General features: G+C 62.2%; 19 protein-coding genes and 1 pseudogene. 15 read left to right on the top strand and 5 right to left on the bottom strand.

Annotation, left to right across the window (positions count from 1 at the left end; translation table 11 throughout):
- The first annotated feature begins 64 nt into the window (after window positions 1-64).
- The 6 genes from GS_RS01855 (at window position 65) to GS_RS01830 (ending at window position 9,120) form a co-directional block, all read left to right on the top strand.
- Window positions 65-1,480, top strand: a complete 1,416-nt coding sequence (locus tag GS_RS01855; protein ID WP_010941041.1) for a sensor histidine kinase — start codon at window positions 65-67, stop codon at window positions 1,478-1,480.
- Between the two features lie 43 nt (window positions 1,481-1,523).
- Complete coding sequence (locus GS_RS01850) at window positions 1,524-2,891, top strand: sigma-54-dependent transcriptional regulator (RefSeq protein WP_010941040.1); 1,368 nt, start codon at window positions 1,524-1,526, stop codon at window positions 2,889-2,891.
- Window positions 2,892-3,077: 186 nt separating this feature from the next.
- Entirely contained in the window at window positions 3,078-5,642 is a 2,565-nt protein-coding gene (locus GS_RS01845) for a glycosyltransferase family 1 protein (protein WP_010941039.1), read from the top strand.
- 45 nt (window positions 5,643-5,687) lie between these two features.
- Window positions 5,688-7,445 (top strand): flagellar hook-length control protein FliK, encoded by a 1,758-nt coding sequence (locus tag GS_RS01840; protein ID WP_010941038.1) that lies wholly within the window; start codon window positions 5,688-5,690, stop codon window positions 7,443-7,445.
- Window positions 7,432-7,704, top strand: a complete 273-nt coding sequence (locus GS_RS01835; RefSeq protein WP_010941037.1) for an EscU/YscU/HrcU family type III secretion system export apparatus switch protein — start codon at window positions 7,432-7,434, stop codon at window positions 7,702-7,704. Before GS_RS01840 ends, GS_RS01835 begins: the two co-directional genes overlap by 14 nt.
- A gap of 165 nt (window positions 7,705-7,869) precedes the next feature.
- Window positions 7,870-9,120 carry a BamA/TamA family outer membrane protein gene (locus GS_RS01830; RefSeq protein WP_010941036.1) on the top strand — a complete coding sequence of 417 codons (1,251 nt, stop codon included), beginning with the start codon at window positions 7,870-7,872 and terminating at the stop codon, window positions 9,118-9,120.
- Between the two features lie 35 nt (window positions 9,121-9,155).
- On the opposite strand, the gene GS_RS01825 is transcribed toward GS_RS01830, so the two are convergent.
- Both GS_RS01825 and GS_RS01820 read right to left on the bottom strand, forming a co-directional pair.
- On the bottom strand, window positions 9,156-10,073 hold the full coding sequence (locus tag GS_RS01825; protein ID WP_010941035.1) for a TIGR01212 family radical SAM protein: 918 nt from the start codon (window positions 10,071-10,073) through the stop codon (window positions 9,156-9,158).
- On the bottom strand, window positions 10,070-10,990 hold the full coding sequence (locus tag GS_RS01820) for a helix-turn-helix domain-containing protein (RefSeq protein ID WP_010941034.1): 921 nt from the start codon (window positions 10,988-10,990) through the stop codon (window positions 10,070-10,072). Before GS_RS01820 ends, GS_RS01825 begins: the two co-directional genes overlap by 4 nt.
- A gap of 130 nt (window positions 10,991-11,120) precedes the next feature.
- On the opposite strand from GS_RS01820, the gene GS_RS01815 reads away from it, so the two are divergent.
- The 3 genes from GS_RS01815 (at window position 11,121) to GS_RS01805 (ending at window position 14,437) form a co-directional block, all read left to right on the top strand.
- A complete protein-coding gene (locus GS_RS01815; RefSeq protein WP_010941033.1) occupies window positions 11,121-11,408 on the top strand; it encodes a cytochrome c3 family protein in 288 nt (95 codons plus the stop codon).
- 134 nt (window positions 11,409-11,542) lie between these two features.
- Window positions 11,543-11,818, top strand: coding sequence for a cytochrome c7 (locus GS_RS01810; RefSeq protein WP_010941032.1), 276 nt, complete (start codon window positions 11,543-11,545; stop codon window positions 11,816-11,818).
- A gap of 96 nt (window positions 11,819-11,914) precedes the next feature.
- The gene (locus tag GS_RS01805; RefSeq protein WP_010941031.1) at window positions 11,915-14,437 is read left to right on the top strand and encodes an ATP-dependent DNA helicase DinG; all 2,523 of its coding nucleotides are present in this window, start codon (window positions 11,915-11,917) and stop codon (window positions 14,435-14,437) included.
- A 14-nt stretch (window positions 14,438-14,451) separates the two neighbouring features.
- On the opposite strand, the gene GS_RS01800 is transcribed toward GS_RS01805, so the two are convergent.
- Window positions 14,452-14,907, bottom strand: a complete 456-nt coding sequence (locus tag GS_RS01800) for a hypothetical protein (RefSeq protein ID WP_010941030.1) — start codon at window positions 14,905-14,907, stop codon at window positions 14,452-14,454.
- A gap of 249 nt (window positions 14,908-15,156) precedes the next feature.
- Between GS_RS01800 and GS_RS01795 the strand changes: the two genes are divergently transcribed.
- Entirely contained in the window at window positions 15,157-16,050 is an 894-nt protein-coding gene (locus GS_RS01795; RefSeq protein ID WP_010941029.1) for a peptidylprolyl isomerase, read from the top strand.
- Window positions 16,051-16,160: 110 nt separating this feature from the next.
- Here GS_RS01795 and GS_RS01790 read toward each other — a convergent pair whose 3' ends face one another.
- The gene (locus GS_RS01790; protein ID WP_010941028.1) at window positions 16,161-17,450 is read right to left on the bottom strand and encodes an OmpA family protein; all 1,290 of its coding nucleotides are present in this window, start codon (window positions 17,448-17,450) and stop codon (window positions 16,161-16,163) included.
- A 259-nt stretch (window positions 17,451-17,709) separates the two neighbouring features.
- Between GS_RS01790 and GS_RS01785 the strand changes: the two genes are divergently transcribed.
- From GS_RS01785 to GS_RS01770, 5 genes and pseudogenes are all read left to right on the top strand, one after another.
- Complete coding sequence (locus GS_RS01785; RefSeq protein ID WP_010941027.1) at window positions 17,710-19,086, top strand: sigma-54 interaction domain-containing protein; 1,377 nt, start codon at window positions 17,710-17,712, stop codon at window positions 19,084-19,086.
- A gap of 319 nt (window positions 19,087-19,405) precedes the next feature.
- A pseudogene (locus GS_RS17545) lies at window positions 19,406-19,672 on the top strand (4Fe-4S dicluster domain-containing protein); the annotation flags it as partial.
- A gap of 24 nt (window positions 19,673-19,696) precedes the next feature.
- Entirely contained in the window at window positions 19,697-19,909 is a 213-nt protein-coding gene (locus GS_RS17540; RefSeq protein ID WP_235045041.1) for a 4Fe-4S dicluster domain-containing protein, read from the top strand.
- A gap of 32 nt (window positions 19,910-19,941) precedes the next feature.
- Window positions 19,942-21,543, top strand: coding sequence for an ammonia-forming cytochrome c nitrite reductase subunit c552 (locus tag GS_RS01775; RefSeq protein WP_010941025.1), 1,602 nt, complete (start codon window positions 19,942-19,944; stop codon window positions 21,541-21,543).
- Between the two features lie 84 nt (window positions 21,544-21,627).
- Window positions 21,628-23,106, top strand: coding sequence for a sensor histidine kinase (locus GS_RS01770; protein WP_010941024.1), 1,479 nt, complete (start codon window positions 21,628-21,630; stop codon window positions 23,104-23,106).
- Window positions 23,107-23,258: 152 nt separating this feature from the next.
- On the opposite strand, the gene GS_RS01765 is transcribed toward GS_RS01770, so the two are convergent.
- The gene (locus GS_RS01765; RefSeq protein ID WP_010941023.1) at window positions 23,259-23,663 is read right to left on the bottom strand and encodes a hypothetical protein; all 405 of its coding nucleotides are present in this window, start codon (window positions 23,661-23,663) and stop codon (window positions 23,259-23,261) included.
- Window positions 23,664-23,665 lie beyond the last annotated feature (2 nt).

Raw genomic sequence — 23,665 nt, 5'->3', positions numbered from 1 at the left:
TATAATCCCGCCGTACCGCCCACAAGGACTCGATTTTTTACGTCGAACGCCCACCAGAGGCCCCATGAGACTCAATACCAAGCTGGTGATGATCATGCTGACGCTGCTCGTCATCGCCGTCGTCACCCTCTTCGTGCTCAACCAGTACAGTCAGAACGAAATGGTGCAGGAGATCCAGGAGAGCTCCTCCTTCGTCTCCCAGGCCATCCAGATGAGCGTCGAGGATCTGACGTCCGAGTTCGAGCCCGACCCGGAGCGGCTTGCCCGCTACATGAAAGAGGCACGGGTCAGGGGGGTCAAGGAGATCAGCATCATCAGCAACGAAGGGGAGATCATCGACTCGTCCGACCCTTCCAAGGTGGGCAAGAAGCGCGACATCAAGAAGATGGAAAAGGGGCTCAGGGCGGCACCCGAATCCCGTCGGGAACGCGCCACCGCCAACCGCTCCTATGAGCTGCTGGTGCCGGTCATCGTCGGCGACCAGCAGCTGGGATACGTCCAGATCAACCTGCTGCTGGACAATATCAGGACCATCCAGCATGAGAACTTCGTGAACCGGGTGGTGGCCACCTCGCTGGTCTTTCTGCTGGGGATCATCTTCACCATTTTCCTGGCAACGCGCTACACGGCGCCCATCAACCGGCTGGCCGCCCAGGTCCGGCGGGTGGCCGACGGCGACCTGACCGTGAGCTTCCCGGTGGCGGGCAGTGACGAGATCGGCGAGTTGGGGCGGAACTTCAACGAGATGGTTACCAAGCTCCAGGAACGGGAAAACCTTGAAAAACGGCTCTACGAGGCAGAACACCTCTCCAAGGTGGGACAGCTCGCGTCGGGCATCGCCCACGAAATACGCAACCCTCTCAACTACATCAGCCTTGCCGTGGATCATCTCAAGGGCGAATTCGTGGCTGCCTGCCCCGACAAGGGCGAGCGCTTCGTTCCTCTGGCGGAAAAGATCAAGGAGGAGGTGCGGCGGGCCAACTACCTGGTGGTCAACTTCATGAACTATGGCCGCCCGCTGAAGCTGCGCATCGGTGAGGTCTGCTACCGTGAGCTGATCGACCGGGCCCTACCGCTGCTCCGGGAGCGTCTCGACGAACAGCGGATCGCCGTGGCCACCGAAATCCCGCCGGATCTCCCTCCCATGCGCGCGGACGGCGAGATGCTCCGCAACTGCGTCTTCAACTTCGTGACCAACGCCATCCAGGCCATGCCGGGGGGCGGTACCATCACCCTCGGCGCCTCCTTTGACCGGGAAACGGAAACATTCCACCTTACCTTTACCGACCAGGGGGTCGGTATCCCGCCGGAGGACCTGCCGAAAATATTCCAGCCCTGGTTCACCAGCAAGGAAGCGGGGATCGGCCTGGGTCTCGCCATCACCGAGCGGATCATCCGCGAGCACGGCGGTGAGATCCTCGTGGAAAGCACACCGGCGCAGGGCACCACATTTACCGTCATTCTCCGGGGCGGGCGATGACTTCACCGGAAAACACCCTATACTTATGCAGAACGGAGAAACCATGCCCGCAACCATACTGATCGTCGACGATGAACGGGGGCAGCGCGAGATCCTCCAGACCATCCTGGAGGGAGAACGCTACGAAACCACGACGGCGGCCGGCGGACAGGAGGCCCTGGCCTTGCTGGACGAGCGGGAGTTCGATGTCATCCTCACGGATCTGAAGATGCAGGGAATGTCGGGAATGGAGCTGCTGGAGCGGCTGTTGGCGGCTGACCCGCAGCAGTGCATCATCATGATGACTGCCCACGGCACCGTTGACTCGGCAGTGGAAGCTATGAAGAAAGGGGCCTTTGACTATCTGGAAAAGCCCCTGGAGCGGGACACCCTGCTGCTCACCCTGCGGCGGGCGGTAGAGCGGGTCCGGTTGCTGAAGGAGAACCGGGCGCTCCACAAAAAACTGGAGGAAACGGGCGCCATTCCGGACATCATCGGCGAGCACCCCAAGATGAAAGAGGTCTTTCGGATCGTCACCAAGATCGCGCCCACCGCCTCCACGGTCCTCATCCAGGGCGAATCGGGCACCGGCAAGGAGCTGGTGGCCAGCGCCATCCACGAAAGGAGCCCCCGGGCGGACAAGCCCTTTTTCGCCATCAACTGTGCCGCCATCCCGGAAACCCTCATGGAGAGCGAGCTGTTCGGCCACGAGAAGGGTGCCTTCACCGGCGCCAGTTCCCGCGAGATCGGCATCTTCGAGGCCGCGAACGGCGGCACCGTTTTTCTGGACGAGATCGGGGAGATGAGCGTGGCCATGCAGGCGAAACTCCTGCGGGCGATCCAGGCCAAGGAGATCCGGCGGGTGGGGGGCAAGGTCAACATCCCGGTGGATGTCCGGATCATCTCGGCCACCAACCGTGACCTGGAAGCGGAGATCCGCCGGGGCAACTTCCGGGAGGACCTCTTCTATCGCCTTAACGTGATCCGGATCAGCCTTCCGCCGCTGCGGGAACGGGGAAGCGACATAGCTGCCCTGACCGACTTCTTCGTGGCGAAATACCGGGGCGATACGGGGGTGAAGGGGCTCTCCCGCGCCGCCCTGAAGCTCCTCATGAACTACAGCTGGCCCGGCAACGTCCGTCAGCTGGAGTCGGTGATCGAGCGGGGCATCCTCATGGCGGAGGGAGAGCTGGTCGAACCCGGCGACCTGCCGGCGGAGATCGGCGAAGGGGTGTCGCCGGGCGGCGGACTCCCCTTCGAGCTTCCCGCCGACGGCATCCAGTTCGAGGAACTGGAAAAGAACCTGATCATCAAGGCCATGGAGCGGGCCGGTGGGGTCATTGCAAAGGCGGCGCCGCTGCTCGGCATGAGCTACAAAACACTCCAGTACCGGCTGGAAAAGTTCGGCATAACCCGGGACCAGGGGCCGTGAACCGGCTACCGGTGCCAGGGACGGAAGTTCCCGTCAGCGAAGACCGGGGCGATAGGACCTGATAACGGCCGCTTAACCGCAGCAACTCTGCGTAAGACAAAACCATCACGATACATGACGGGGGGTGCATCGACCGGCCGCGGATCAACGGCGCTCGCGGCCCCTTCCCCGGTCCCGGAGGTTTCAATGGACTTCACCAAGAGAATCCACCGTTTCACCGTTGTCCCTTCCCTGTCGGGGGAACTCGCCATCCTCCAGACCCTGGCCTACAATCTCTGGTGGACGTGGGAGCCTGATGCGGTGGAACTCTTCAAGCGGCTCGACATCGACCTGTGGCAGCAGACTCGCCACAACCCGGTGGAGATGCTCGGCATCCTCCAGCAAACCACCCTTGAGCGCCTTGTGGCGGACGAGGGCTTCATGGCCCAGCTCAAGCGGGTCGAGGAAAAATACCACGGCTACATGACCGGCAAGACGTGGTTCGATCGGACCTGGAACGGCGAGCGTCCCCTGCGGGTTGCCTATTTCTCCATGGAGTTCGGTCTCCACGAATCGGTTCCCACCTACTCCGGCGGCCTGGGGGTGCTGGCGGGGGATCATCTCAAGTCGGCCAGCGACCTGGGAATCCCCCTGGTGGGGATCGGCCTCCTCTACCGCCAGGGCTACTTCCGCCAGTATCTCAATATCGAAGGGTGGCAGCAGGAGCTCTACCCCGAGAACGACTTCTACAACCTCCCCCTCAAACTCCAGCGGGACGAGGAAGGGCAACCGGTCACCATCGAGCTCGATCTGGCCGGCCGCAAGGTCCACGTCCAGATCTGGAAGGTGCAGGTGGGCCGGATTCCCCTCTATCTCCTGGACACCAACATGGAGGAGAACGACCCGCTGGACCGGGAGATCACGGCCCAGCTCTACGGCGGGGACCAGGACATGCGCATCCGCCAGGAGATTCTGCTGGGCATCGGCGGCATCCGGGCGTTGAACCGCCTCGGCATCGATCCCAATGTCTGCCACATGAACGAGGGGCACGCCGCCTTCCTGGCCCTGGAGCGGACCAAGCTCCTCATGGAAAAGCACGGCCTGCGCTTCCCGGAGGCCATGGAAGCGGTCCGCGCCGGCACCATCTTTACGACCCATACTCCCGTGGACGCGGGTATCGACCATTTCCCCGCAGACCTGCTGGAACGCTATCTGGGACGCTATTACCGGTTCCTGGGGCTCTCCCGGGATGAATTCCTCTCCCTGGGACGCCAGCTGCCGAAAAATCCCCACGAATCGTTCTGCATGGCGGTGCTGGCCCTGCGGCTGGCCAATCACGCCAACGGCGTCAGCCAGCTTCACGGCGAGGTCTCGCGCAAGATGTGGAAAAACCTCTGGCCCGAGCTGCCTGACGAGCACATCCCCATCACCTCCGTCACCAACGGCGTCCACACCAAGACCTGGCTCTCGGTGGAGATGGCCGGGCTCCTCACCCGCTACCTGGGCAACCGCTGGCGGGAAGACCCCACCGACTCGCTCCTCTGGAAGCGGGTCGCCAACATTCCCGACTCCGAACTCTGGCGGACTCACGAACGGTGCCGCGAACGGCTGGTGGTCTTTGCCCGGCGCCGGCTCAAGGATCACCTGCACCAGGTGGGCGCCACGGCCAAGGAGATCGCCCAGGCCGACGAGGTGCTGGACCCGGAAGCCCTGACCATCGGGTTCGCGCGGCGCTTCGCCACCTACAAGCGGGGGACCCTGCTCTTCCGGGACCTGGACCGGCTCGCCCGCATCCTCAACGACGCCGACCGCCCCGTGCAGATCATCTTCTCGGGCAAGGCCCATCCCCACGACGTGGAGGGCAAGGAACTGATCCGCCGCATCTTCCAGCACTCCCTGGAAGCGCGATTCCACAACCGGATCGTGTTCATCGAGGACTATGACATGGCCGTGGCCCGGCACTTGGTCCAGGGGGTCGACGTCTGGCTCAACACCCCCCTGCGCCCCCTGGAGGCCAGCGGCACCAGCGGCATGAAGGTGGCGTTCAACGGCGGCCTCAACATGAGCGTTCTGGACGGCTGGTGGCCCGAGGGATACCGGGGGAACAACGGCTGGGCTATCGGCAAGGGTGAGGTCTACGACGACATCGACTTCCAGAACGAGGTGGAGAGCCGCGCCATCTACGACCTGCTGGAAAAGGAGGTCATCCCCCTCTTCTATGACCGGGGTCCCGACGGCATCCCCCGCGGCTGGCTCGCCTGCATGAAAGCGAGCCTCCAGACCCTGTGCCCGGTCTTCAGCACCGAGCGGATGGTCAAGGAGTATGCCGAGCGGATGTACCTCCCCTCCTTCGAGGAGTGGCGCACCCTGGCCGGCGACGGTCTGGCCCGGGCCGTGGATCTGGCCCGCTGGAAGGGTGAGATGCACCGGTCCTGGCACCAAGTGAAAGTGATTTCGGTGGAGGCCCCCGCCCCCGAGGAGGTGCCCCTGGGCGCGCCCATTCCGGTGACTGCCCGTATTGCCCTGGGCGACATCGTCCCGGACCGGGTGATTGTGGAGACCTACTGCGGCGTCCTCGACTCCCGGGGCAACATCGTGGGAGGCGAGTTGATTCCGCTGGACCACGCGGAAGAGGAAGGGGGAGGCTCCCACCGCTTCACGGGTGACATCGAAACCCGGTTCTGCGGCAGGCACGGTTTCATGATCCGGGTCATGCCCCGCCATCCCGAACTGGGACCGGTTTACGAACAGGGTCTGCTCGTCTGGGGCTGAGCGGCAACGGCTTCAGTTCTGCCCGGTTCCGCCGATAAGTAATCCATGATCGTGACTCAGGAAATAGCCCGGATCGCCCAGGCCCTCCTCAAGGATTCGACGTACTCGCTGGTGGAGGCCCGGTGGCAGACCCTGACGCCCCTCAACCTGACCCCGGGCCAGATGGTACAGGCGGAGGTGCTGGCCAACCTGCCGGACAGCCGCTACCTGATCCGGCTGGCAAACCAGCTCCTGCGCATGGAGATCCCCCTCAACCTCCAGCCGGGGCAGACCGTGGAGTTGACCTTCGTCTCGGAGGAGCCGCGCCTCGTCTTCGCCCTGTCCAAGGAGGCGAACTCGGGGGTACCGGTCCGGATCAGCGACACCGGCCGATGGCTCAATCAGCTGGCCACGTCCAGAAATGACGCGGTCCAGTCCACGCCGCTCCCCCGGCCGTCGATCATTCTACAGGAGCCGCCACGGGATACGGGCCGTCTGGCTGAAGGGCTGCGCAACGCCCTCACCCGTAGCGGCGTTTTCTATGAGTCGCACCTCTCCCAGTGGGTCAAGGGGGAGCGCCCCTTGGCCGATCTCCTCCGGGAGCCCCAGGGGTCCCTCTCACGGCTTGCCGTGGCCACGACTTCCGGCGGCAACAACACCTCACCCGCTCCGGCAAACGGCGGTGCGCCACCCCAGCAGAACGCCGCGCCCCCGGCCTCCCAGTCGCCGGGAGGACCACCCGCGGCCACAACCGATGCGGGGCAAAAGCCCGCTGCTGCCCCGCTACCAGCAGCAAACCAGCCCACGGGCAGTCAACCGGCGGCCGGCGGGGGAAACGCACCCTCAACCGTGCCTGCCTCTGCCGGCACGGGCACTACCGGCAGCCTCGGTTCGCCGTCAGTCGCCACGCCAGCCACCGGAGACGCACCACAGGCGCCGCACCAGTCCGGCACACCGGCACCCTCCGTCACCACGACACCAGCCGGTGGTGCCCCCCCCACGGACCAGGCGCCTCCACCGCTGCGCCCCGACGGCGGCACCGCAGCCCTCCCTGATACCGATCAGGCAACCCCGCGACCCCAAGGGCCGGCGCCGGACGGGACACGCCCTCCGACACCCCAGGAGCCCCTTCGTCCCGATTCGACGCCGGTAGCCGGCAAGCCGCTCCCCGCACCATCTCAACCGGACCAGTCATCACCCCAGGGGCCGACCCTCCGGCAAGTGCCCCTTCCCGACCCCGCCGCCCAGAACTCGCCGACCGCGCCCGGGACCACCGTCGTTTCCCAGGCGAGAGGCGAGCGTATCGCCGTTGACCAGCACGCGGCATCCCAGCCCCGTGCGCCCATGGCTCTCGCTGCCGATGGCGACGGGGTTGCGGTGGCGGCCCGTGCCGGAGACCCGGCGGCTACGGAACGGGCCGGGGGACTCCGTCATATCCCGCCCCCTCCCCAGGGAGGGGTGGAGCCCCAGACTATCCCTATCATCAAGGAGCAGCTCACGACACTGGCCACGGGGCAGTTCACCTGGCACGGACAGGTCTGGCCCGGCCAGGATATGGAATGGAAGGTGGAGGAGCGCGAGGCCGACGGACGGGGCTCCTCAGCGGAGCGGAGCTGGCAGACGGAAGTGGCCCTTGACCTGCCCCGACTGGGATCGGTCCGGGCGACCCTGAGCCTCGGCAGTTCCGGGGTAACGGTCAATCTCGCGGCCCGGAACGAGGAAACCATAGCGGCCATGAAAGAGGGAAGGCCACGCCTCGAAGAGGCGCTGGACGCAGCCGGCATCCGCATGACCGGTTTCAGGGTGAGCCATGACGACGAATGACCGGGACCGCAAGGCTGTAGCCCTCAGCTACCGCGAAGGGCACTACGCCCCCCAGGTGGTGGCCAAGGGGTACGGCGTCACCGCAGAGGCCATCATCGCCTGCGCCCGAGAGGCCGGAGTCTACGTCCACCAGTCGCCGGAACTGGTACGCCAGCTCATCCAGGTCGACATCGACTCCTGCATCCCGGCCGATCTCTACCGGGCCGTGGCTGAGCTTCTGGCTTGGCTCTATTGGCTGGAACACGCGGAAGGCGACTGAGAAGGGATCCTCAGCCGAGCTCCACAGTGCCATATTCCGCCGTCATGTCGCCTGTACCTGTTCCCCACTCGTACAATCCTCTCATTTGGGGTTGAACACGAAGCCGAAACCCGCTATCTTTCACCTGTCGTTGTAACGCCAGTTGACAAGAACCGCCGGATTTTCATGGGCCTTCGCACTGTACTCCTTTTCGCAGCGTTCCTCGTCCTGACCGGTTGCACCACCATGGTGCCGCGGGAGCGACTGCCGTATCCCCTCACCGACGACAGCTTCGGCGATCCGGTCAAGGTGGTCACCATCCCCCTGCCCGTCATCGCCACGAGTCCCAACGAGGGGGCCATCCTCGGCGGCCTGACCGCGTTCCTCCTCCACAACGCCCGGGACGAGGTTAACACCCTCATTGCTCCCCAGGTGAACTACAACCAGAACTTCGGCACCACCTTCTCCCTCTACGGAGCATTCTTCCCGCTCCCCGAACGCAACTGGGAGTTCAACCTCTCCAAGTCCACCAACGTCAATGAAGACTACGAGGTGCGGCTCCGGGACAAGACCTTCCTCTCCTTGAACGGGAAGCCCCTGGAGACCAACGCCTTCCTTTACTACTTTACCGACGGTTCATCGCGGTTCTACGGCTTCGAGTCGGGCAGCCTGCAGCAGGATGAAACCAACTACGCCAACCGGGAATACGGCATCACCATGGGCGTCGGCTATGACCTGACCGATCATCTCCAGCTCGTTCTGGGCGAACGTTTTCGCAAGGTAGATATCCGGCCGGGAGCCGTGAGCAAAGTCCCCTACATCCGCGACCGGTTCACCACCGCCGAGGTGCCGGGGATCAACGGGTTCACCGCCCATGCCCAGAAAATAGCGCTGATCTACAACACCCTGGACGACCGGACCATGCCGACCGGCGGACTCTATGCCCGCGCCTCCATCGAGGGGAGTGCCGAGCTGCTCGGAAGCGACGCCGGTTACCGCCACTACGAAGTGGAGTTGAAGGGATATTTCCCGCTGGATACGGCCCGTTACATCACCGTGGTACGGGTCGCCTACAACCAGACCCTGGGGAGCGAAGTCCCCTTTCTGGAGCGGAGCATCCTTGGAGGCGAGACCACCTTGCGCGGCTACGGACGCAACCGCTTCGTCGACTCCAGCTACCTTCTCTGCAACCTTGAGGAGCGGATCAGACTTTTCCGCTGGAGCGTCTTTGACGTGAACACCGACTGGGAAGTGGCCCCGTTCATCGATCTGGGAGCGGTCATGGAATCTCTGGACCGGGCCGAAGCAAAAAGCTTCGAGTTCAACCCGGGCATCGGCTTCCGGGCAGTGGTCCGCCCCAACATCGTGGGTCGGGTCGACATCGGATTCGGCAACGAGGGACCGGCGGTCTTCGTGGGTCTGGGGTATCCGTTCTGAGGCAGGCTTCGGCCTGTGAGTGGAAATGGGGGGGCTTACCGGGACAGGCGGGCCCCCTGGCGGGAGTCGCGACGGATGAATTCCTCGTCGATTGCGGCAAGAACCGCCGACTTCTCCAGGGTCCAGGCAGGGGCCACCAGGTGGTCGGCCGGGGCATCCCCCACCAGGCGATGGACGACAATGCGGGGATCGAGCCGCTCCAGAAAATCGCAGACGAGTCCCACGTAGTCATCCCGCCCCAGACAGCCGACCGCCCCCTGACGGTACATGACTTCCAGCGGCGTATCCTTCATCACGTGGAGATGGTGGAGCTTCACCCCGTCGATACCGACCCCGTTGAGCATCATCGCCGTTTCGAGCATGTCCGCGTCGGTCTCTCCCGGCAACCCGAGAATCACGTGCGCGCAGAGCCTGATTCCCCGGCGGCGGCAACGGTCCGCGGCATCCTGGAACGATGCCGCGTCGTGGCCACGGTTGAGGAGGGCCAGCGTCCGGTCGTGGGATGTCTGCATTCCCAGTTCGAGCCAGAAGTAGGTCGAGCGGGCATACTCGGCCAGAAGATCGATGACCTCAGGCGGGAGACAGTCGGGACGGGTGCCGACGATGAGCCCGGCCACGCCGGGGACTGACAGGGCCTCGTCGTAGAGGAGTCGGAGCCGCTCTACCGGGGCGTAGGTGTTGGAGTAGGACTGGAAATAGGCGAGGAATTTCTCCGCCCCGTAGCGCCGCGAGAGGTACGTCATGCCGTGGGCGAGCTGATCGGCCACTCCCAGTTCCGGCCTGATGCCGAAGGAGCCCGAGCCCCGGCCGCCGCAGAAAATGCAGCCGCCGAGCCCCGTGGTGCCGTCCCGGTTGGGGCAGGTGAAGCCCGCATCCACCGACACCCGCTGTACCCGGCAGCCGAAGACGCGGCGAAGCTCATCGGAAAAAGCGTTGTAGCGCCGCTCCGTCACCGGACCACCTCGAACGTTTTCAGCTTGTCGTTCCAGGTATATCCCGTGCTGGCCCAGATCGTCTCGATGGTTTTCCAGTCGAGCCCGAGCCCCTTCATCTCCTCGGTGAGATAGTAGGCGGGCATGATCTCGTTGTCATCAATGCGGCCGTCACCGTTCACGTCGGCCCAGTGGATGCCGGCCACGGTCACCCGTGCCGCACCCGCCACCGGTTCGCGCCGGGTGCCTCTTTCGTCGGAGCGAACCACTTCGCCGCCGAAATCGGCCGCCGTCCTGAGGGGGGTCTCGCGGGGCGACATCAGGGTATAGGAAATCGTCATGGTTCCCGCACCGGGGGGAATGAGCCACTTGATCTCCCGCACCCCCGCCTCGCCGGTCACCGGCGGATTGGCGCTCACGAACCGCCAGCCGGCCGGAATGCGCTCCTTGAGAATAAATCCGCTCCCGCCTTCTGCCGGCCGTTCCACCTTCACCCTAACCGGCAGGATCTGGCCCGGCGCACTGTAGGGGGGCAGGGTCCGCTCTGCCTTCAGCCCCGGCGCAGCCCCCCGGAAAAACATGATCCCCAGAATCGCCGCTCCCGCCAGGAGCAGGATGACGGCAAGCCGGAGCCGGCGGCGCGGCGGCGGCTCGGGGGGCGCGACCTCGGCCGGGGCGTCCTCCGCCGCCTCTTCCCGCCGGAGGATGTCCTCCAGGGATACCTCCAGGGCCTGGGCCAGTTTTTCGGCATTGTCCCGCTTTACCGACGGGTAGCGGTTGTTCTCCCACCGGGAGATGGTGTCGGTCGTCACCCCCACTACGCTGGCCACGTAGAGCTGGGTGAGTCGTTTGGCCTCCCGGATCCGGCGGATAGTTGTCCCATCGATGGCCACGATGGGGGTCGGCGTCCTGTCGCTGTGTTCGGCAAGGTTATCCATAGGCTGTTATTGTAACAGGTTTTGTGCCGGCAAAGAACCCCATGGAGAGAAGGTCCCCGTCCACGGAACACTGGCGGCGATCCCGCCCCGGCTCACACGTTGACGAACTCACTTGCAAAGGAGTGTGACCATGAGATTCATTCCAGCAACCGCAGCTCTTCTCATCATCCTGGCGGGCACTGCCGGCGCCATCGACAAGATCACCTACCCGACCCGGATCGGTGCCGTGGTATTTCCTCACAAAAAGCACCAGGACGCCCTCGGCGAATGCCGCGGCTGCCACGAAAAGGGGCCGGGCAGGATCGACGGGTTCGACAAGGTCATGGCTCACGGCAAGGGGTGCAAGGGGTGTCACGAGGAAATGAAGATAGGACCGGTTCGTTGCGGCGATTGCCACAAGGGTGGCTCAACCCATTGATTTCACCGGCATGTCATACCCGTCGCGGACCCGACATCGGGTGACACGGCGATAGATGTCGATGGCGGACAGGGCGCTGGCCTCCTACACTGGGACCATGCGATTTCGCACACACCCCCGAAAGGAGAATCACCATGAAAAAACTGATCGCATCCCTGGCCCTCACCCTCTTCGCCGCCGGCGCCGCCCTGGCCGCCGACACCATGACCTTCACCGCCAAGAACGGTAACGTCACCTTTGACCACAAGAAACACCAGACGATCGTCCCCGACTGTGCCGTATGCCACGGCAAGACGCCGGGCAAGATCGAGGGATTCGGCAAGGAGATGGCGCACGGCAAGTCCTGCAAGGGGTGTCACGAGGAGATGAAAAAGGGCCCCACCAAGTGCGGCGAGTGCCACAAGAAGTAATCCGACACCGGCATGAAGGAAGAGGGCGGAGCGATCCGCCCTTTTTCGTGCGAATCCCCTTGCCCCCGCCTCCCCCGCTCCGGTATCCTCACGGCAATGAAACGTTACTTTTCGGAACAGGCCATCCTCGACCTGCGCGCGGCCATCGCCGACGCCGGGGGCAACGAGGTTTTCTTCCTGGGGCGCACGGACGAGAACCTCCTCGTGGTGGAGGTGGAGCCCCTTGCCCGAGGCAACCGGGACGCCGTGGCCGCCATCATGATTGCCACCAGCTTCGGCGACGTGGTGATCCACAACCATCCATCCGGCGTCCTCACCCCCTCCCAGGCCGACGTGGAGATCGCTTCGCTCCTGGGAAACCAGGGGGTGGGCTTCTCGATCATCGACAACCGGGCCGAGAACTGCTACCAGGTGGTTCCCCCCTTTGCCCGGCGGGAGACCCAGCGGCTGTCGTTCCCGGAGATCGAGCGGATCTTCGCGCCGGCCGGGGTGCTCACCGACAATCTTCCCGGCTACGAATACCGGGACGAGCAGCTCAGGATGGCGTTCCGCGTCACCGAGGCCTTCAACGACGACCGGGTGGCGGTCATCGAGGCGGGCACAGGCACAGGCAAGTCGCTGGCCTACCTGGTCCCCGCCGTTCTCTGGGCCATCCGCAACCAAGAGCGGGTGGTGGTTTCCACCAACACCATCAATCTTCAGGAACAGCTGACCCGCAAGGACATTCCCTTTCTCCAGCAGCACGCCGGCATATCCTTCAAGGCCGTGCTCGTGAAAGGGCGCTCCAACTACCTCTGCCGCCGCAAACTGGCCGCCGTCAAGGCCGAGCCGTCGCTCTTCGCCGATGACCCCGCCGCCGGCGAGCTGGAGGCCATCATCGCCTGGAGCGAGACCACTGGGGAAGGATGCCGGAGTGATCTCTCCTTCATTCCCAAGGAGGAGGCGTGGGAGGAGGTGGCCTGCGAGGCCGACCAGTGCGGCCGGGTCCGCTGCCCCTTCTACGCCCGCTGCTTCTTTTACTCCGCCCGACGCCAGGCTGCCAGCGCCGATCTTCTGGTGGTGAACCACTCACTCCTCATGGCCGATCTGGCCCTGCGCCAGGAGGCCGGCTACCGTTCCACCGCCATCCTCCCCCCTTTCGAGCGGCTCATCGTGGACGAGGGGCACCATTTGGAGGACGTGGCCACGGGACACCTGTCGGCCCAGGTCTCCCGCACGGGGCTGTTAAAACTCATGGGAAGACTCCAGAACCCGCGCAAGCCACAGCGCGGGCTCCTGCCCCAGTTTTCAGCAGGGCTTGTCCGGGAGATGCCCGAAGCCCTCGACGAACTCTACCGGGAACTGGCCGAACGGATCGATGGCACCCTCATCCCTCGCCGTCAGCAGTTGACCGACGGCGTCACTCGTGCCATGGACGCCATCGGGATCGCCCTCGTGGGTCACCTGTCGGAACGGGGGGGCACGACGGGCGAACGGAAACTGCGGGTGACGCCGTCGCTCTTCGGCAGCCGACTCTGGCGAGTGGTGGACGACGAGGTGCGGGAACTGGCCGCGGATATGAACGACTACGTGCGGGAACTGAAAGGAGTCCTCACGGCCTGCGTGCGTCTTCCTGAGGAGGTACGGGAAAAGCTTGCCGGGCTCCTCATCGACCTGCGGGGAATCACCGGCAGGCTCGAAGCCGTGGCCGGCGACCTGATCTTCTTCATCGGCCGCGAGGGCGAGGTTTGCCGCTGGTTTGAGGTGAAACGGGGCAAGAATGGCATGGTCGTACGGCTCTGCTCGTCTCCTCTGGAGGTGGCGGCATCCCTCAAGCGGACTCTCTTCGACGCCTTCCGGACCGTGGTCGTCACCTCCGCCACGTTGGCGGTGGGAGAGCGGTTCGACTACCTGGCCAGACGAACCGGCATCGCGCTCCTGAAACAGGATCGGGTCACCGAACTCCTCCTGGCTTCCCCCTTCGACTACGAGCACCAGGCCTTCGTGGGGATCCCCGCCGATATCCCGGAACCTGCCTCGCGCGGCTTCCAGGAAGCCCTGGAGCTGGCCCTTCACCAGGGACTGGCCATCTCGGAGGGGCACGCCTTTGTCCTCTTCACCTCCTACGACCTGCTGGCAAAACTTTTCGGCAGGATGGCCGAGACACTGAAACGGCGAGGCCTCACCCCGCTGCGCCAGGGAGAGGTCAACCGACACCACCTCCTGGCCCGGTTCAGGCAGGAGCCCAACGCCGTGCTCTTCGGCACCGACTCCTTCTGGGAAGGAGTTGACGTCCAGGGGAAGGCTCTGGAGCTGGTGGCGCTCACACGTCTCCCCTTCAGGGTCCCCACGGAACCGGTCCTGGAGGCCAGGGCCGAGCACATCGCCGCCGGTGGGGGCGACCCCTTCATGGAATACACGGTTCCCCAGGCGGTCATCAAGTTCAAACAGGGATTCGGACGGCTGATCAGAAGCAGAGAGGACCGGGGCGCGGTCCTCATCCTCGACAGTCGGGTCCTGACAAAAAACTACGGCGGGCATTTCCTCCGGTCACTGCCGCCCGTGCGGCTCGTGACCGGTTCTTCGGCGGAGGTCTTCGGGGCCATGGCTGACTTCTTCGCGGCCCCTCCATCCCCATAGTGCCGCGGCTGACCTCAGCTCTTGGCGCGCATGAGCCGCTTGGCGACCGAGTTGAAACACTGAAAGTAGGCCAGGTAGGAGAGGAGGAAGACGGCGAGGATGGAGAACTGGATCTGGGGGGCGCCGGGAGCCCTCAGGATGAACGTGAAAAAAAAGATGATCAGCGCGCCCTTGAGGATGTCGCTGAATACCCTCTTGCGGCGCAGGGCCTGCATCTCTTCGGCGGGTAGCCCCGTGACGGCCGATGCCACCTCACGCTCCGCATCCGAAGCCGCGAGCTTGTACACGGGATAAAAAAGGATCAGTTGGAGCACCACGACCCTGATGACACTGTTCATGAAAACCTGGGACGGAACCTTGCCGAGAAGCACAGAAGTGGTGCCGACAAGGAGAATCAGCAGAAAGGCCTGAACAAATACGTGAATAATCGTCAGCCTGCGCAGTCGCGTAAAATCAAACACCTGTGCCATGACAACTCCTTGATGTGAAGTAATCGCCGTTGTCGGCAAGTGGTATACACCTTATCAAATAAAATATCGTTTTACAACTCAGTTGAGCAGATGGAAGGCAGGAAAGGTACCGGGAGGCTGCGGAGCCCTGTCCCCGCGGTACGGCACTGCACGCCCCAAGTGGCGCTGGCTTTTCCCCAAGGCCTGTGCTAATAGGTCGGATAAACTCATGAATACGCATTCCACACCATCATGACAGAGGGAGGACACATGACTTCAAGGACTTTACTGGTGGGCGCGCTCCTCGTGGCATTGGCAGCCGGCGTATCTCGGGCGGAAGAAATCAACCCCGTGGTGGGGAAGGCGGGCGAGTTCACCCTTCGAGAGGCGGACCTGGATCGGTTCATCGATGCCCTGCCGGCCGAAGCACAGCAGCAGCTCCGAAAAAATCCGGAGCAGCGGTCCCTTCTGGCCCGGGAGATCCTGCAGACCCGTGCCATCGCCATGAAAGCCAGAAAAGACGGTTTCGACCGCAAGCCTGAGGTGAGAGAGCGGCTCGGCTATTTTGTGGACGATTTCCTGGCCCGCGAATACCTGACCAAGGTCGTCATTGCCGGCGTGAAGGTGTCCGATGCAGAACTGCGAGCCTATTACCAGGAGCATGCCAAGGACTTTGTCATGCCTGAGCAGGCCATAGTCCGGCACATCTTCATCGGGTTCACCGACGCTGCCGACAGCCAAGCCAAGGCAGCGGCCAAGACAAAGACTGAAGGAGTGCTCGAACGGCTGAAGAAGGGAGAAGACTTTGCCGCCGTGGCGGCGGAGGCATCCGAGGACATCGAGTCGGCAAAAGAAGGAGGCCTGCTCGGCGCCATCACTCCCGGGCAAACCAATTCCGAGGAATTCGAAAAGGCGGTGTTCGCCCTCAAGGCTGGCGAGATGAGTGGCTTGGTTGAGAGCCCCTTCGGTTATCACATCGTCAAGGTGGATGAACGGAAGGAGAAAAGGGCCCTCCCCTTCGACGAGGTGAAGGATGCCCTGCGCTCCAAACTGCAGGGGGAGGCGGAGCAGAAAAAACTGAGGGAATTCGTCGACGAGGTCGCTAAACAGACGGGGCTGGAACTGCCCGCCAGCGAGGAGAAGCCGTCAGGCGAGGGGAAATAGCCGCGGGCATCGCGAATGGGCAAGGCATCGAATTGGGCCTCGCCAGCAACCAATACACACGGCGCGTTGCCTGAGCAACGCGCCGTTTTTCCTTTCCGGGAAGCAGCAGATCAGCGTTTCTTCATACCGCAGTCGATGACCGCCACAACCCGGCGGTTCTTGTACCGACCTTCTTCGGTAGCGTTGTCGGCAATCGGCTTGGACTCGCCGAAGCCCTTGGCCGAGAGACGCTTGGCGCTGATACCGAACTTGTCGACCAGATACTTCATGACCGCCTTGGCACGCCGCTCCGAAAGCTTCTGATTGTAAGCATCGCTTCCGACGCTGTCGGTGTGCCCTTCAATGACGGCGGTCGCGTCGGGGTACTCTTTCAGGAAGTCGGCGGCCTTCTTGATCTCATCATTGTACTGAGGCTTGACCACGGCCTTGTCGGTGTCAAACTGAACGCCGAGAGTGATGCAGATGCGCTCGGGGCAACCTTTTGCGTCGACCGCCAGATCCTTGGGCGTGTCGGGGCACTTGTCCAGATAGTCATAGACGCCGTCGCCGTCAGTATCGAGAGGACAACCAACGCTGTCCACCTTCACGCCGGCAGGGGTGCCGGGGCACTTGTCCAGGTAATCGTAAACGCCGTCCTTGTCCGTATCGAGAGGACAACCGACACTATCGACCTTCACGCCCGCAGGGGTATCGGGGCACTTGTCCAGGTCATCGATTACCCCGTCACCGTCCGTATCCTTGGGTGCAGGAGCCGGAGGCGGAGGAGGCGGTGCAATCTCTTTCTTGGGCGCGGGGGCCGGAGGCGGGGGCTCGACGGCCTTAGGCGGCTCGGGAGGTGCAGCAACCTTGGCCGGCGCGGGGCGCTCACCGCCAAAGAGGTAGTTGAGTCCCACCGTGTACTCAAAATTGTGGTTTTCGGGGCCGAGCATGTAGATGTGCCGCACGTCGCCACGAAGTGCGAAATTATCGGTCAGGAAGTATTTGAGGCCGCCACCGTAGTTCACATACTGCTCGTGCTCGTCGCTCACCCCTTCGGAGTGATCGATGGTGGATGCGCCGCCGCCTACGGCGAGGAACGGCACCAGAGCGCTGTCGGGCATGAAGTTATAGAGGACGTCGAGACCGTAACGGTAAGCATCCGCGTCATTTCCCTGCCCCCTGCTCTGCTTGGTGGGGACATACCCGAAGAGCAGTTCAGCGGCCCAGTTCTTGTCCAGGTTGTAGCCGCCTCTCAGGCCGAAAGTCGGACGGGTTTTCAGGTGTTGTGCGCCGTCAAACGTGTAGCCGCCCACAAAGGGAGAGATGTACCCTGCTCCGCTCCTGTTTTCGGCGAGTGTTGGCGCGGCCGTGACGGCTATCGCGGCCAAGGCAAGCAGTCCGGGCACGATTCGTTGCTTCATTGATGACCTCCTTTGAGTAGTAGATGCTGCGTGACGGCTCACTGCCCGCGTCGGAACGACACAGCCCTGAACCGTACAGTCGCTGCTCATGACATGGTGATGTGACTACTGTTCATTGATTGGGCACAATTATACGCCACGAGGGGTCAATGTCAACCGACAGGCGGCTGCCGCGACTTTCTCGTCCCTAATCACGGGAAAATAGTGGAGTCGAAATCGTTGCCGTGTTACGATCAAGTAACATTCGGGAGGACTTACCGTGCGCACTGAACCACAGCCGCTTCATTTGCCCGTTTTTCGGGCAATTCTCGCCAGCATGGGAGAGGGGATCATCTTCGCCGACGCAGACGACAGAATCCGCTATATCAATGCGGCCGCCGAGGATATCCGCGGAATCATCGCCGGCAACTATCTGGGGCGGAGCATCGTCTCCATTCACTCACCCGCGTCCGAAGGGCGCATCCGTCGGCTCATCGCCGGGCTCAAGGGGGGTGACATCCCTTTTTCCACCCGAGTGATCCACGTAAGGGAAAAGATCTTCGAAAACAGCTACTACCCCATCCGAAACGAGAACGGGATCTACGAGGGGACTCTCCTGATCTCGCGGGACATCACCGAGAAAGAGCTCCTCAAGGAGGAAAACAACTCCTTGAGGGAGCAGGTACGCGCCGACTTCGCCTGCGGCGGAATGATCGGAAAAAGTCATGCCATGGAACCGGTGTTCCACATGATCAGGGCTACGGCAGCCCTTGATTCCACCATCCTCATCTCCGGCGAAAGCGGGACAGGCAAGGAACTGGTGGCCTGTGCCATTCACCAGATGAGCCCGCGCCACAAGAATCCCTTCGTCAAGGTAAACTGCGCCGCCCTCCCGGAAACGCTTCTGGAATCGGAACTTTTCGGCCACGAGCGGGGAGCATTCACGGGGGCGGTGCGGGAACGCAAGGGGAAATTCGAACAGGCCCACCTGGGAACCATTTTCCTCGACGAAATCGGCGAGATGCCCCTGGCCGCCCAAGCAAAGCTGTTGCGCGTAATCCAGGGAAAGACCCTGGAGCGGATCGGAGGCAACCGCGAGATCGCCGTTGATGTGCGGATCATCGCTGCCACCAACAAAGATCTGCGCAGGGAAGTCGAGCGCGGGGCCTTTCGGGAAGACCTTTTTTACCGCCTCAACGTCATTCCCATCCATCTGCCGCCGCTCCGGGAGCGCCGTGAAGACATTCTCCCCTTGGCCGAGCACTTTCTGTCCGTCTACGCAGAGCGGATGCGCAAACCGGTCCATTGCATCGCCCCAGACGCCCGCAAGGCACTCCTGGACTATGACTATCCGGGGAACGTCCGGGAGTTGGAGAATGCCATTGAGCGAGGCGTGGCCCTGTCGATGGGCGAGACCATCACCCTGGCCGATCTTGCCCCCTACTTCGTAACGGGAGCATCTGCGGCGCCGGCTGGTGCCGCTCTCCCCAAGGAGCCACCGACGGCAACCCTCTCCCGGGCGGTATCCGTCGCCGAACAGGAGGCCATCCGCGAAGCGCTGCAGACAACCGGCAACCGCAAGGGGGTGGCGGCAAAACTCCTCGGCATCTCCCGCAAGACTCTTTGGGAAAAACTTAAACAGATGGAGCGCACGTAACGCCCACCACACATACGTTACCTCAAAGTAACACTTCGCCACATTCTAAAGCGCAAACCGTCGCCGCCGCCATCTCCTACCACCAACAATTACGGCTAATTAGACAACATTGCACTTCTGAGCCATGGTTGGTACGCAACCTGCTCTTCCCTGCCAGACAGTTTCTCAGGACACACGGCTGACCATAAGCAGTGTATCCCTCTCCACGCGTTGCATGTTCTAGAATGTTTGCTAATTTAATAGACAGCATCTCTGCAGAGAGAATTCCCGGACACTTCCGACACCGCAAGATGCCTAACAGATAAGCAAAGGCGGGGCAATGGCAGGACGCTGGTTTCTGTTCCGATTCTTGTCCGGTTATTGGAGTGCGGCGCGGAACATCGGCGCGGCTACCCCCGTGTGCCGACCGCCGCGATTCAAGGAAACCGCATCTGGCTCCTGCGGCGATTGCACCGCCTGCCGGGATGCCTGTCCCTCAGCAATTATCGTGCGTGACTTTGCCCGAAAGGGACCGCACCTCGACTTTTTCCAGGGGCGCTGCACCTTTTGCTACCTCTGCGCCGGGGCTTGCCCCAAGGGCATTCTGACACTGCCAAACGAAGGGGAACGCATGGTGATCGGCAGAGCCCGGTTAATCCGTGACCGCTGCCTGGTTCGCGAAGGGTGTTCCGTCTGCATTGAGCGCTGTCCCGAGGGAGCGCTCACCCTCATCTTCGGCAGAACCATCCGGGTGAGCAAACGAAAATGTACCGGTTGCGGCGGCTGCAGACATGTCTGCCCGGCAAAGCCGAACGCGATGAGTATTGAGCCGTTGAACGGCTAGCCGTAACCTATCACGAAAGGAGAAATCAACGTATGTGGAAGAAACGACTGGCTGTACTGGCGGTGGCCGCGGGAGCGGCAGTTGCCCTGTCGATCCCGGCACTCTCCACGGCGGCAAAGGGCAAGCCTGCTGCCACGGGTGCCAAGGGTGACGGACGGGAGACATGCTACGGCTGTCACGAGGAGGTCAAGGCCCTCAAGGAAGGATCAAAGCACGCCCGTCTTGCCTGCGATTCCTGCCACGACAAACTCAAGGAGCACCTGGCCAACTACGAGACCAAGCCGGGCACCAATCTGGATCCGGCCAAGTGCGGTTCGTGCCACAAAAATGAATACAGCAGTTTCTTCACGGTCAACTACGACGCCCAACCGCGCAAGGAGAAAGGGATTCCCACCGGGCGCTCCCCCATGCAGGACAAGCTCCTGGCCGGCCACGGTTTCACCTTCGAGCACAACGAACCCCGGGGACACGCCTTCATGGTGGTTGACCAATTCATCGTCGACCGTTTCCAGGGAGGGCGTTTTCAGTACAAGAAGGGCGCCTGGGGAATGGACGCCACCGGCAAGGCATGGGACATCCTGACCGACACGGGCAAGAAGCTACCGGAAACGGCCATGGCGGGAAATCCCACCTGTATCCAGTGCAAGACGTCCGATCACATCCTCAAATGGAAGTTTATGGGGGACAAGGACCCCAAGGCCACGTGGGACCGGAGTTCCGACATCGTTGCAGTGGCCAAGGACACCCAGAATCCGGTGGGGTGCATCCACTGTCACGACCCCCATGGCACCCAACCCCGCGTGGTGCGTGACGGCCTGATCCAGGCAATTGAGAAGGACCCGACCGCCAATATTTTCGCCAAGAACGGCAAGACCGACCTGAAAGTTATCTCTTTCCGCGACGGTTTCCGCAAGATCGGCGTCATGGAAAAGACCGATTCCCGGCTCATGTGCGCCCAGTGCCACGTTGAGTACAACTGCAACGCGGGCTCCCAGTGGTCAGACGGCCAGAAAGTGGGCTACGACGACCAGCGCACCAACCACTTCCCCCTCAAAAATGCAAAGGATCTCCTCGCACACTACAAGAAGCTCGATTTCTACGATTTCAAGCACGCGATCACAGGGGCACGCCTCGTCAAGCTGCAGCACCCGGAAGCCGAAACCTACGCGGGCAGTGTCCATGACCGGGCCGGCGTCGGCTGCGCCGACTGCCACATGCCGCGCATGAAGGGCAAAGACGGCAAGATGTTTAAATCCCACGGCGTGATTCGTCCCGCTCACCATGTGAAAGAAGCCTGTCTCGGCTGCCATCCCAAGAGCACCGTGGAGCAGAAGTCCTACCAGATCGAGGGAACCCGTAACTACATCCGCGGCAAGATGCGCAAGGCGGAATACTGGCTCGGCCAACTGATCGACACCTACGCCGCCGCCAAGCGGATGGGAATCGGTGAAGATGTCCTGGCCAAGGCACGGGAGAAGCATGAGGAAGCCCATGTACTGTGGGAGTACTGGACCGCTGAAAACAGCGACGGTTTCCACAATCCCGAACTGGCCCGCGACAGCCTGACCTCCTCCATCGCGGCATCCAAGGCAGGGGTTAAGCTCCTGAACGACGCCATGGAACCCAAGAAGTAACCATTTTCTTCCCGTTGTCCTCCGGCAGAAGGCCCGGTCTGCTCCCGCAGTCCGGGCTTTCTGCCGGAACAGGCCATTTGTCTCATGCATCGCAACAGCATTGTCTCATACAGTTATCTGATTCTCGCCCTCCTCATGGTAGTGACGGGCCTATCCCTCTGGTTTAACCTTCGATTGGCAGCTGAGCACTACGAGGAACTGGCGGCACAGATGGGTCGCTCCATCCTGCGCTCGATCATCGCTACCCGGCAGTGGAATGCAGAGCATGGCGGCTTCTATCTGCCGGTCTCCGATACGATCCGCCCCAACCCTTACCTGAAGGACCCCAGGCGCGACGTGGAGACCACGGATGGCCTGAAACTGACCAAGATCAACCCCGCCTACATGACCCGGCTCCTGGGAGAAGAGTTACGTAAAATTCAGGACGTGGCGATCCACATCACCAGCAGTGTCCCCGTGAATCCGGCGAACCGTCCCGATGAGTGGGAAGAGCAGGCACTGCGCGGCTTTGAGGAAGGAAAGCCCGAAATATGGTCTGTAGAGCACGGCCATAACGGAAAGATGTTCAGACTCATGACGCCCCTCAAGTCGGATGCAGCCTGCTTCAGCTGTCATGAAATGACGAAACACCGCCGCCCCGGTTCAATTCTTGGTGGCATCAGTGTCTCGTTCCCCTATGCTCCGTTCGGACGAACTCTGGCCGTGGTACGGGTCCAGATCGTTCTCATCCACTCCCTCTTTTTTGTTCTGACCACTGCCGTTCTCATCTTTTTCAGCCGGGTGAACGGTGAACTCAAGCGTGAGATCGCCGAGCGAAGCCGAGCTGAGGAGCACGCCCGGCTGGCCAACACCGAACTGGAACGACGGGTCGCGGAGCGTACCGCAGAGTTGGAGGCAGTGAACCGCGAGCTCGAAACCTTCAACTACTCGGTCTCCCATGATCTGCGCACCCCCCTTACGTCCATATACGGATTCGGCAAAATCTTGCTGGACGACTACGGTTCGCGTCTCGACGATAAGGGGCGGGGCTATGTGGAGCGGATTCTGACCGCTGGCAAGCGGATGAACCGACTCATCGAATCATTGCTCAGCCTCGCCCGCCTCGGGCGGGAAGAGATTCGCCGCGAGCCGGTTGACCTTTCGCATATGGCCTCGATGATAATTGAGGAATTCCGGTTTCGCTTTCCCGAACGGAACGTAAAGACAACTATTGCCGATGGGGTAGTAGTAAATGGTGACCGGAGGTTGATGCGGGTAGTGATCGAAAATCTCGTGGGTAATGCCTGGAAGTATACTGGAGACAAAGAAACCGCCGTGATCGAGTTCGGGAGGTGCGAACTCACAGGAGAAGCGGTCTACTATATCCGCGACAATGGAGCAGGGTTTGACATGTCACGCGCTCATCGGCTCTTCACTCCCTTTGAACGCCTCCATTCCAGCGAGTTCGAAGGAAGCGGCATCGGCCTCGCCACGGTCCGCCGTACCATCGAACGCCACGGGGGAAGGATATGGGCGGACGCCATGGCCGGAGAAGGGGCAACGTTCTATTTTACTGTGCCGTAGACACGGAAAAGCCGCCTACATTTGCTTGGAGGCGGCTTGGTCGTAAAGGCGGTTCCGTCCCTGGAACCGATGAAACACCATGGATGCATACAGCCTAATTGGTTATCTTTTACCCAAGGTTTCAGACTCTGTCAACAGGCAATGTCTTACTACTACAAGTCTCCTGTCAATTCCTGGAGCAGATAAAGCTTCGGATTGACGTCGCGGACACAGGCTATGAGTTCCCTCAGTCGTGCCTCATCCACCCCTTCCTCCAGATCGCGCCCCTGGAACCATTTGTATCCCTTGGGAAGGGGAGTGTAGATGCCATCCCGCAGCAATGAAACGTCGACCAGATCATTGACTCGCCCTGTCGCTTCCCACGGATCGCGGTAGTTGAACTGCCGCGCAACGATGTGAAGTCCCATACCATTGGGGAAGATGGCCTTGACCTCGAAGGAAAAGTCCCGGGGCGCGCTGTAACTTTCAGTTCTCCCCGAGCGTGCCATGGCTTTAGCCCCAGCCTCTTCCAGCAGTTCTTTCACCGACTCCGTGGTCATCGGTTTCAGTTCTCCCATGG

The sequence above is a fragment of the Geobacter sulfurreducens PCA genome (assembly GCF_000007985.2).
GTDB lineage: Bacteria > Desulfobacterota > Desulfuromonadia > Geobacterales > Geobacteraceae > Geobacter > Geobacter sulfurreducens.
Note: the sequence above shows the minus strand (reverse complement) of the source record. Positions and strands in the feature narration are given on the sequence as shown.

Coding starts and splice junctions, on each gene's coding strand:
- GS_RS01795 (WP_010941029.1), top strand. CDS start 15,157: ATGACTTCAAGGACTTTACTGGTGGGCGCGCTCCTCGTGGCATTGGCA.
- GS_RS01835 (WP_010941037.1), top strand. CDS start 7,432: ATGACGACGAATGACCGGGACCGCAAGGCTGTAGCCCTCAGCTACCGC.
- GS_RS01845 (WP_010941039.1), top strand. CDS start 3,078: ATGGACTTCACCAAGAGAATCCACCGTTTCACCGTTGTCCCTTCCCTG.
- GS_RS01850 (WP_010941040.1), top strand. CDS start 1,524: ATGCCCGCAACCATACTGATCGTCGACGATGAACGGGGGCAGCGCGAG.
- GS_RS01840 (WP_010941038.1), top strand. CDS start 5,688: ATGATCGTGACTCAGGAAATAGCCCGGATCGCCCAGGCCCTCCTCAAG.
- GS_RS17540 (WP_235045041.1), top strand. CDS start 19,697: ATGGTGATCGGCAGAGCCCGGTTAATCCGTGACCGCTGCCTGGTTCGC.
- GS_RS01820 (WP_010941034.1), bottom strand. CDS start 10,990: ATGGATAACCTTGCCGAACACAGCGACAGGACGCCGACCCCCATCGTG.
- GS_RS01805 (WP_010941031.1), top strand. CDS start 11,915: ATGAAACGTTACTTTTCGGAACAGGCCATCCTCGACCTGCGCGCGGCC.
- GS_RS01855 (WP_010941041.1), top strand. CDS start 65: ATGAGACTCAATACCAAGCTGGTGATGATCATGCTGACGCTGCTCGTC.
- GS_RS01790 (WP_010941028.1), bottom strand. CDS start 17,450: ATGAAGCAACGAATCGTGCCCGGACTGCTTGCCTTGGCCGCGATAGCC.
- GS_RS01810 (WP_010941032.1), top strand. CDS start 11,543: ATGAAAAAACTGATCGCATCCCTGGCCCTCACCCTCTTCGCCGCCGGC.
- GS_RS01775 (WP_010941025.1), top strand. CDS start 19,942: ATGTGGAAGAAACGACTGGCTGTACTGGCGGTGGCCGCGGGAGCGGCA.
- GS_RS01815 (WP_010941033.1), top strand. CDS start 11,121: ATGAGATTCATTCCAGCAACCGCAGCTCTTCTCATCATCCTGGCGGGC.
- GS_RS01830 (WP_010941036.1), top strand. CDS start 7,870: ATGGGCCTTCGCACTGTACTCCTTTTCGCAGCGTTCCTCGTCCTGACC.
- GS_RS01770 (WP_010941024.1), top strand. CDS start 21,628: ATGCATCGCAACAGCATTGTCTCATACAGTTATCTGATTCTCGCCCTC.
- GS_RS01800 (WP_010941030.1), bottom strand. CDS start 14,907: ATGGCACAGGTGTTTGATTTTACGCGACTGCGCAGGCTGACGATTATT.
- GS_RS01765 (WP_010941023.1), bottom strand. CDS start 23,663: ATGGGAGAACTGAAACCGATGACCACGGAGTCGGTGAAAGAACTGCTG.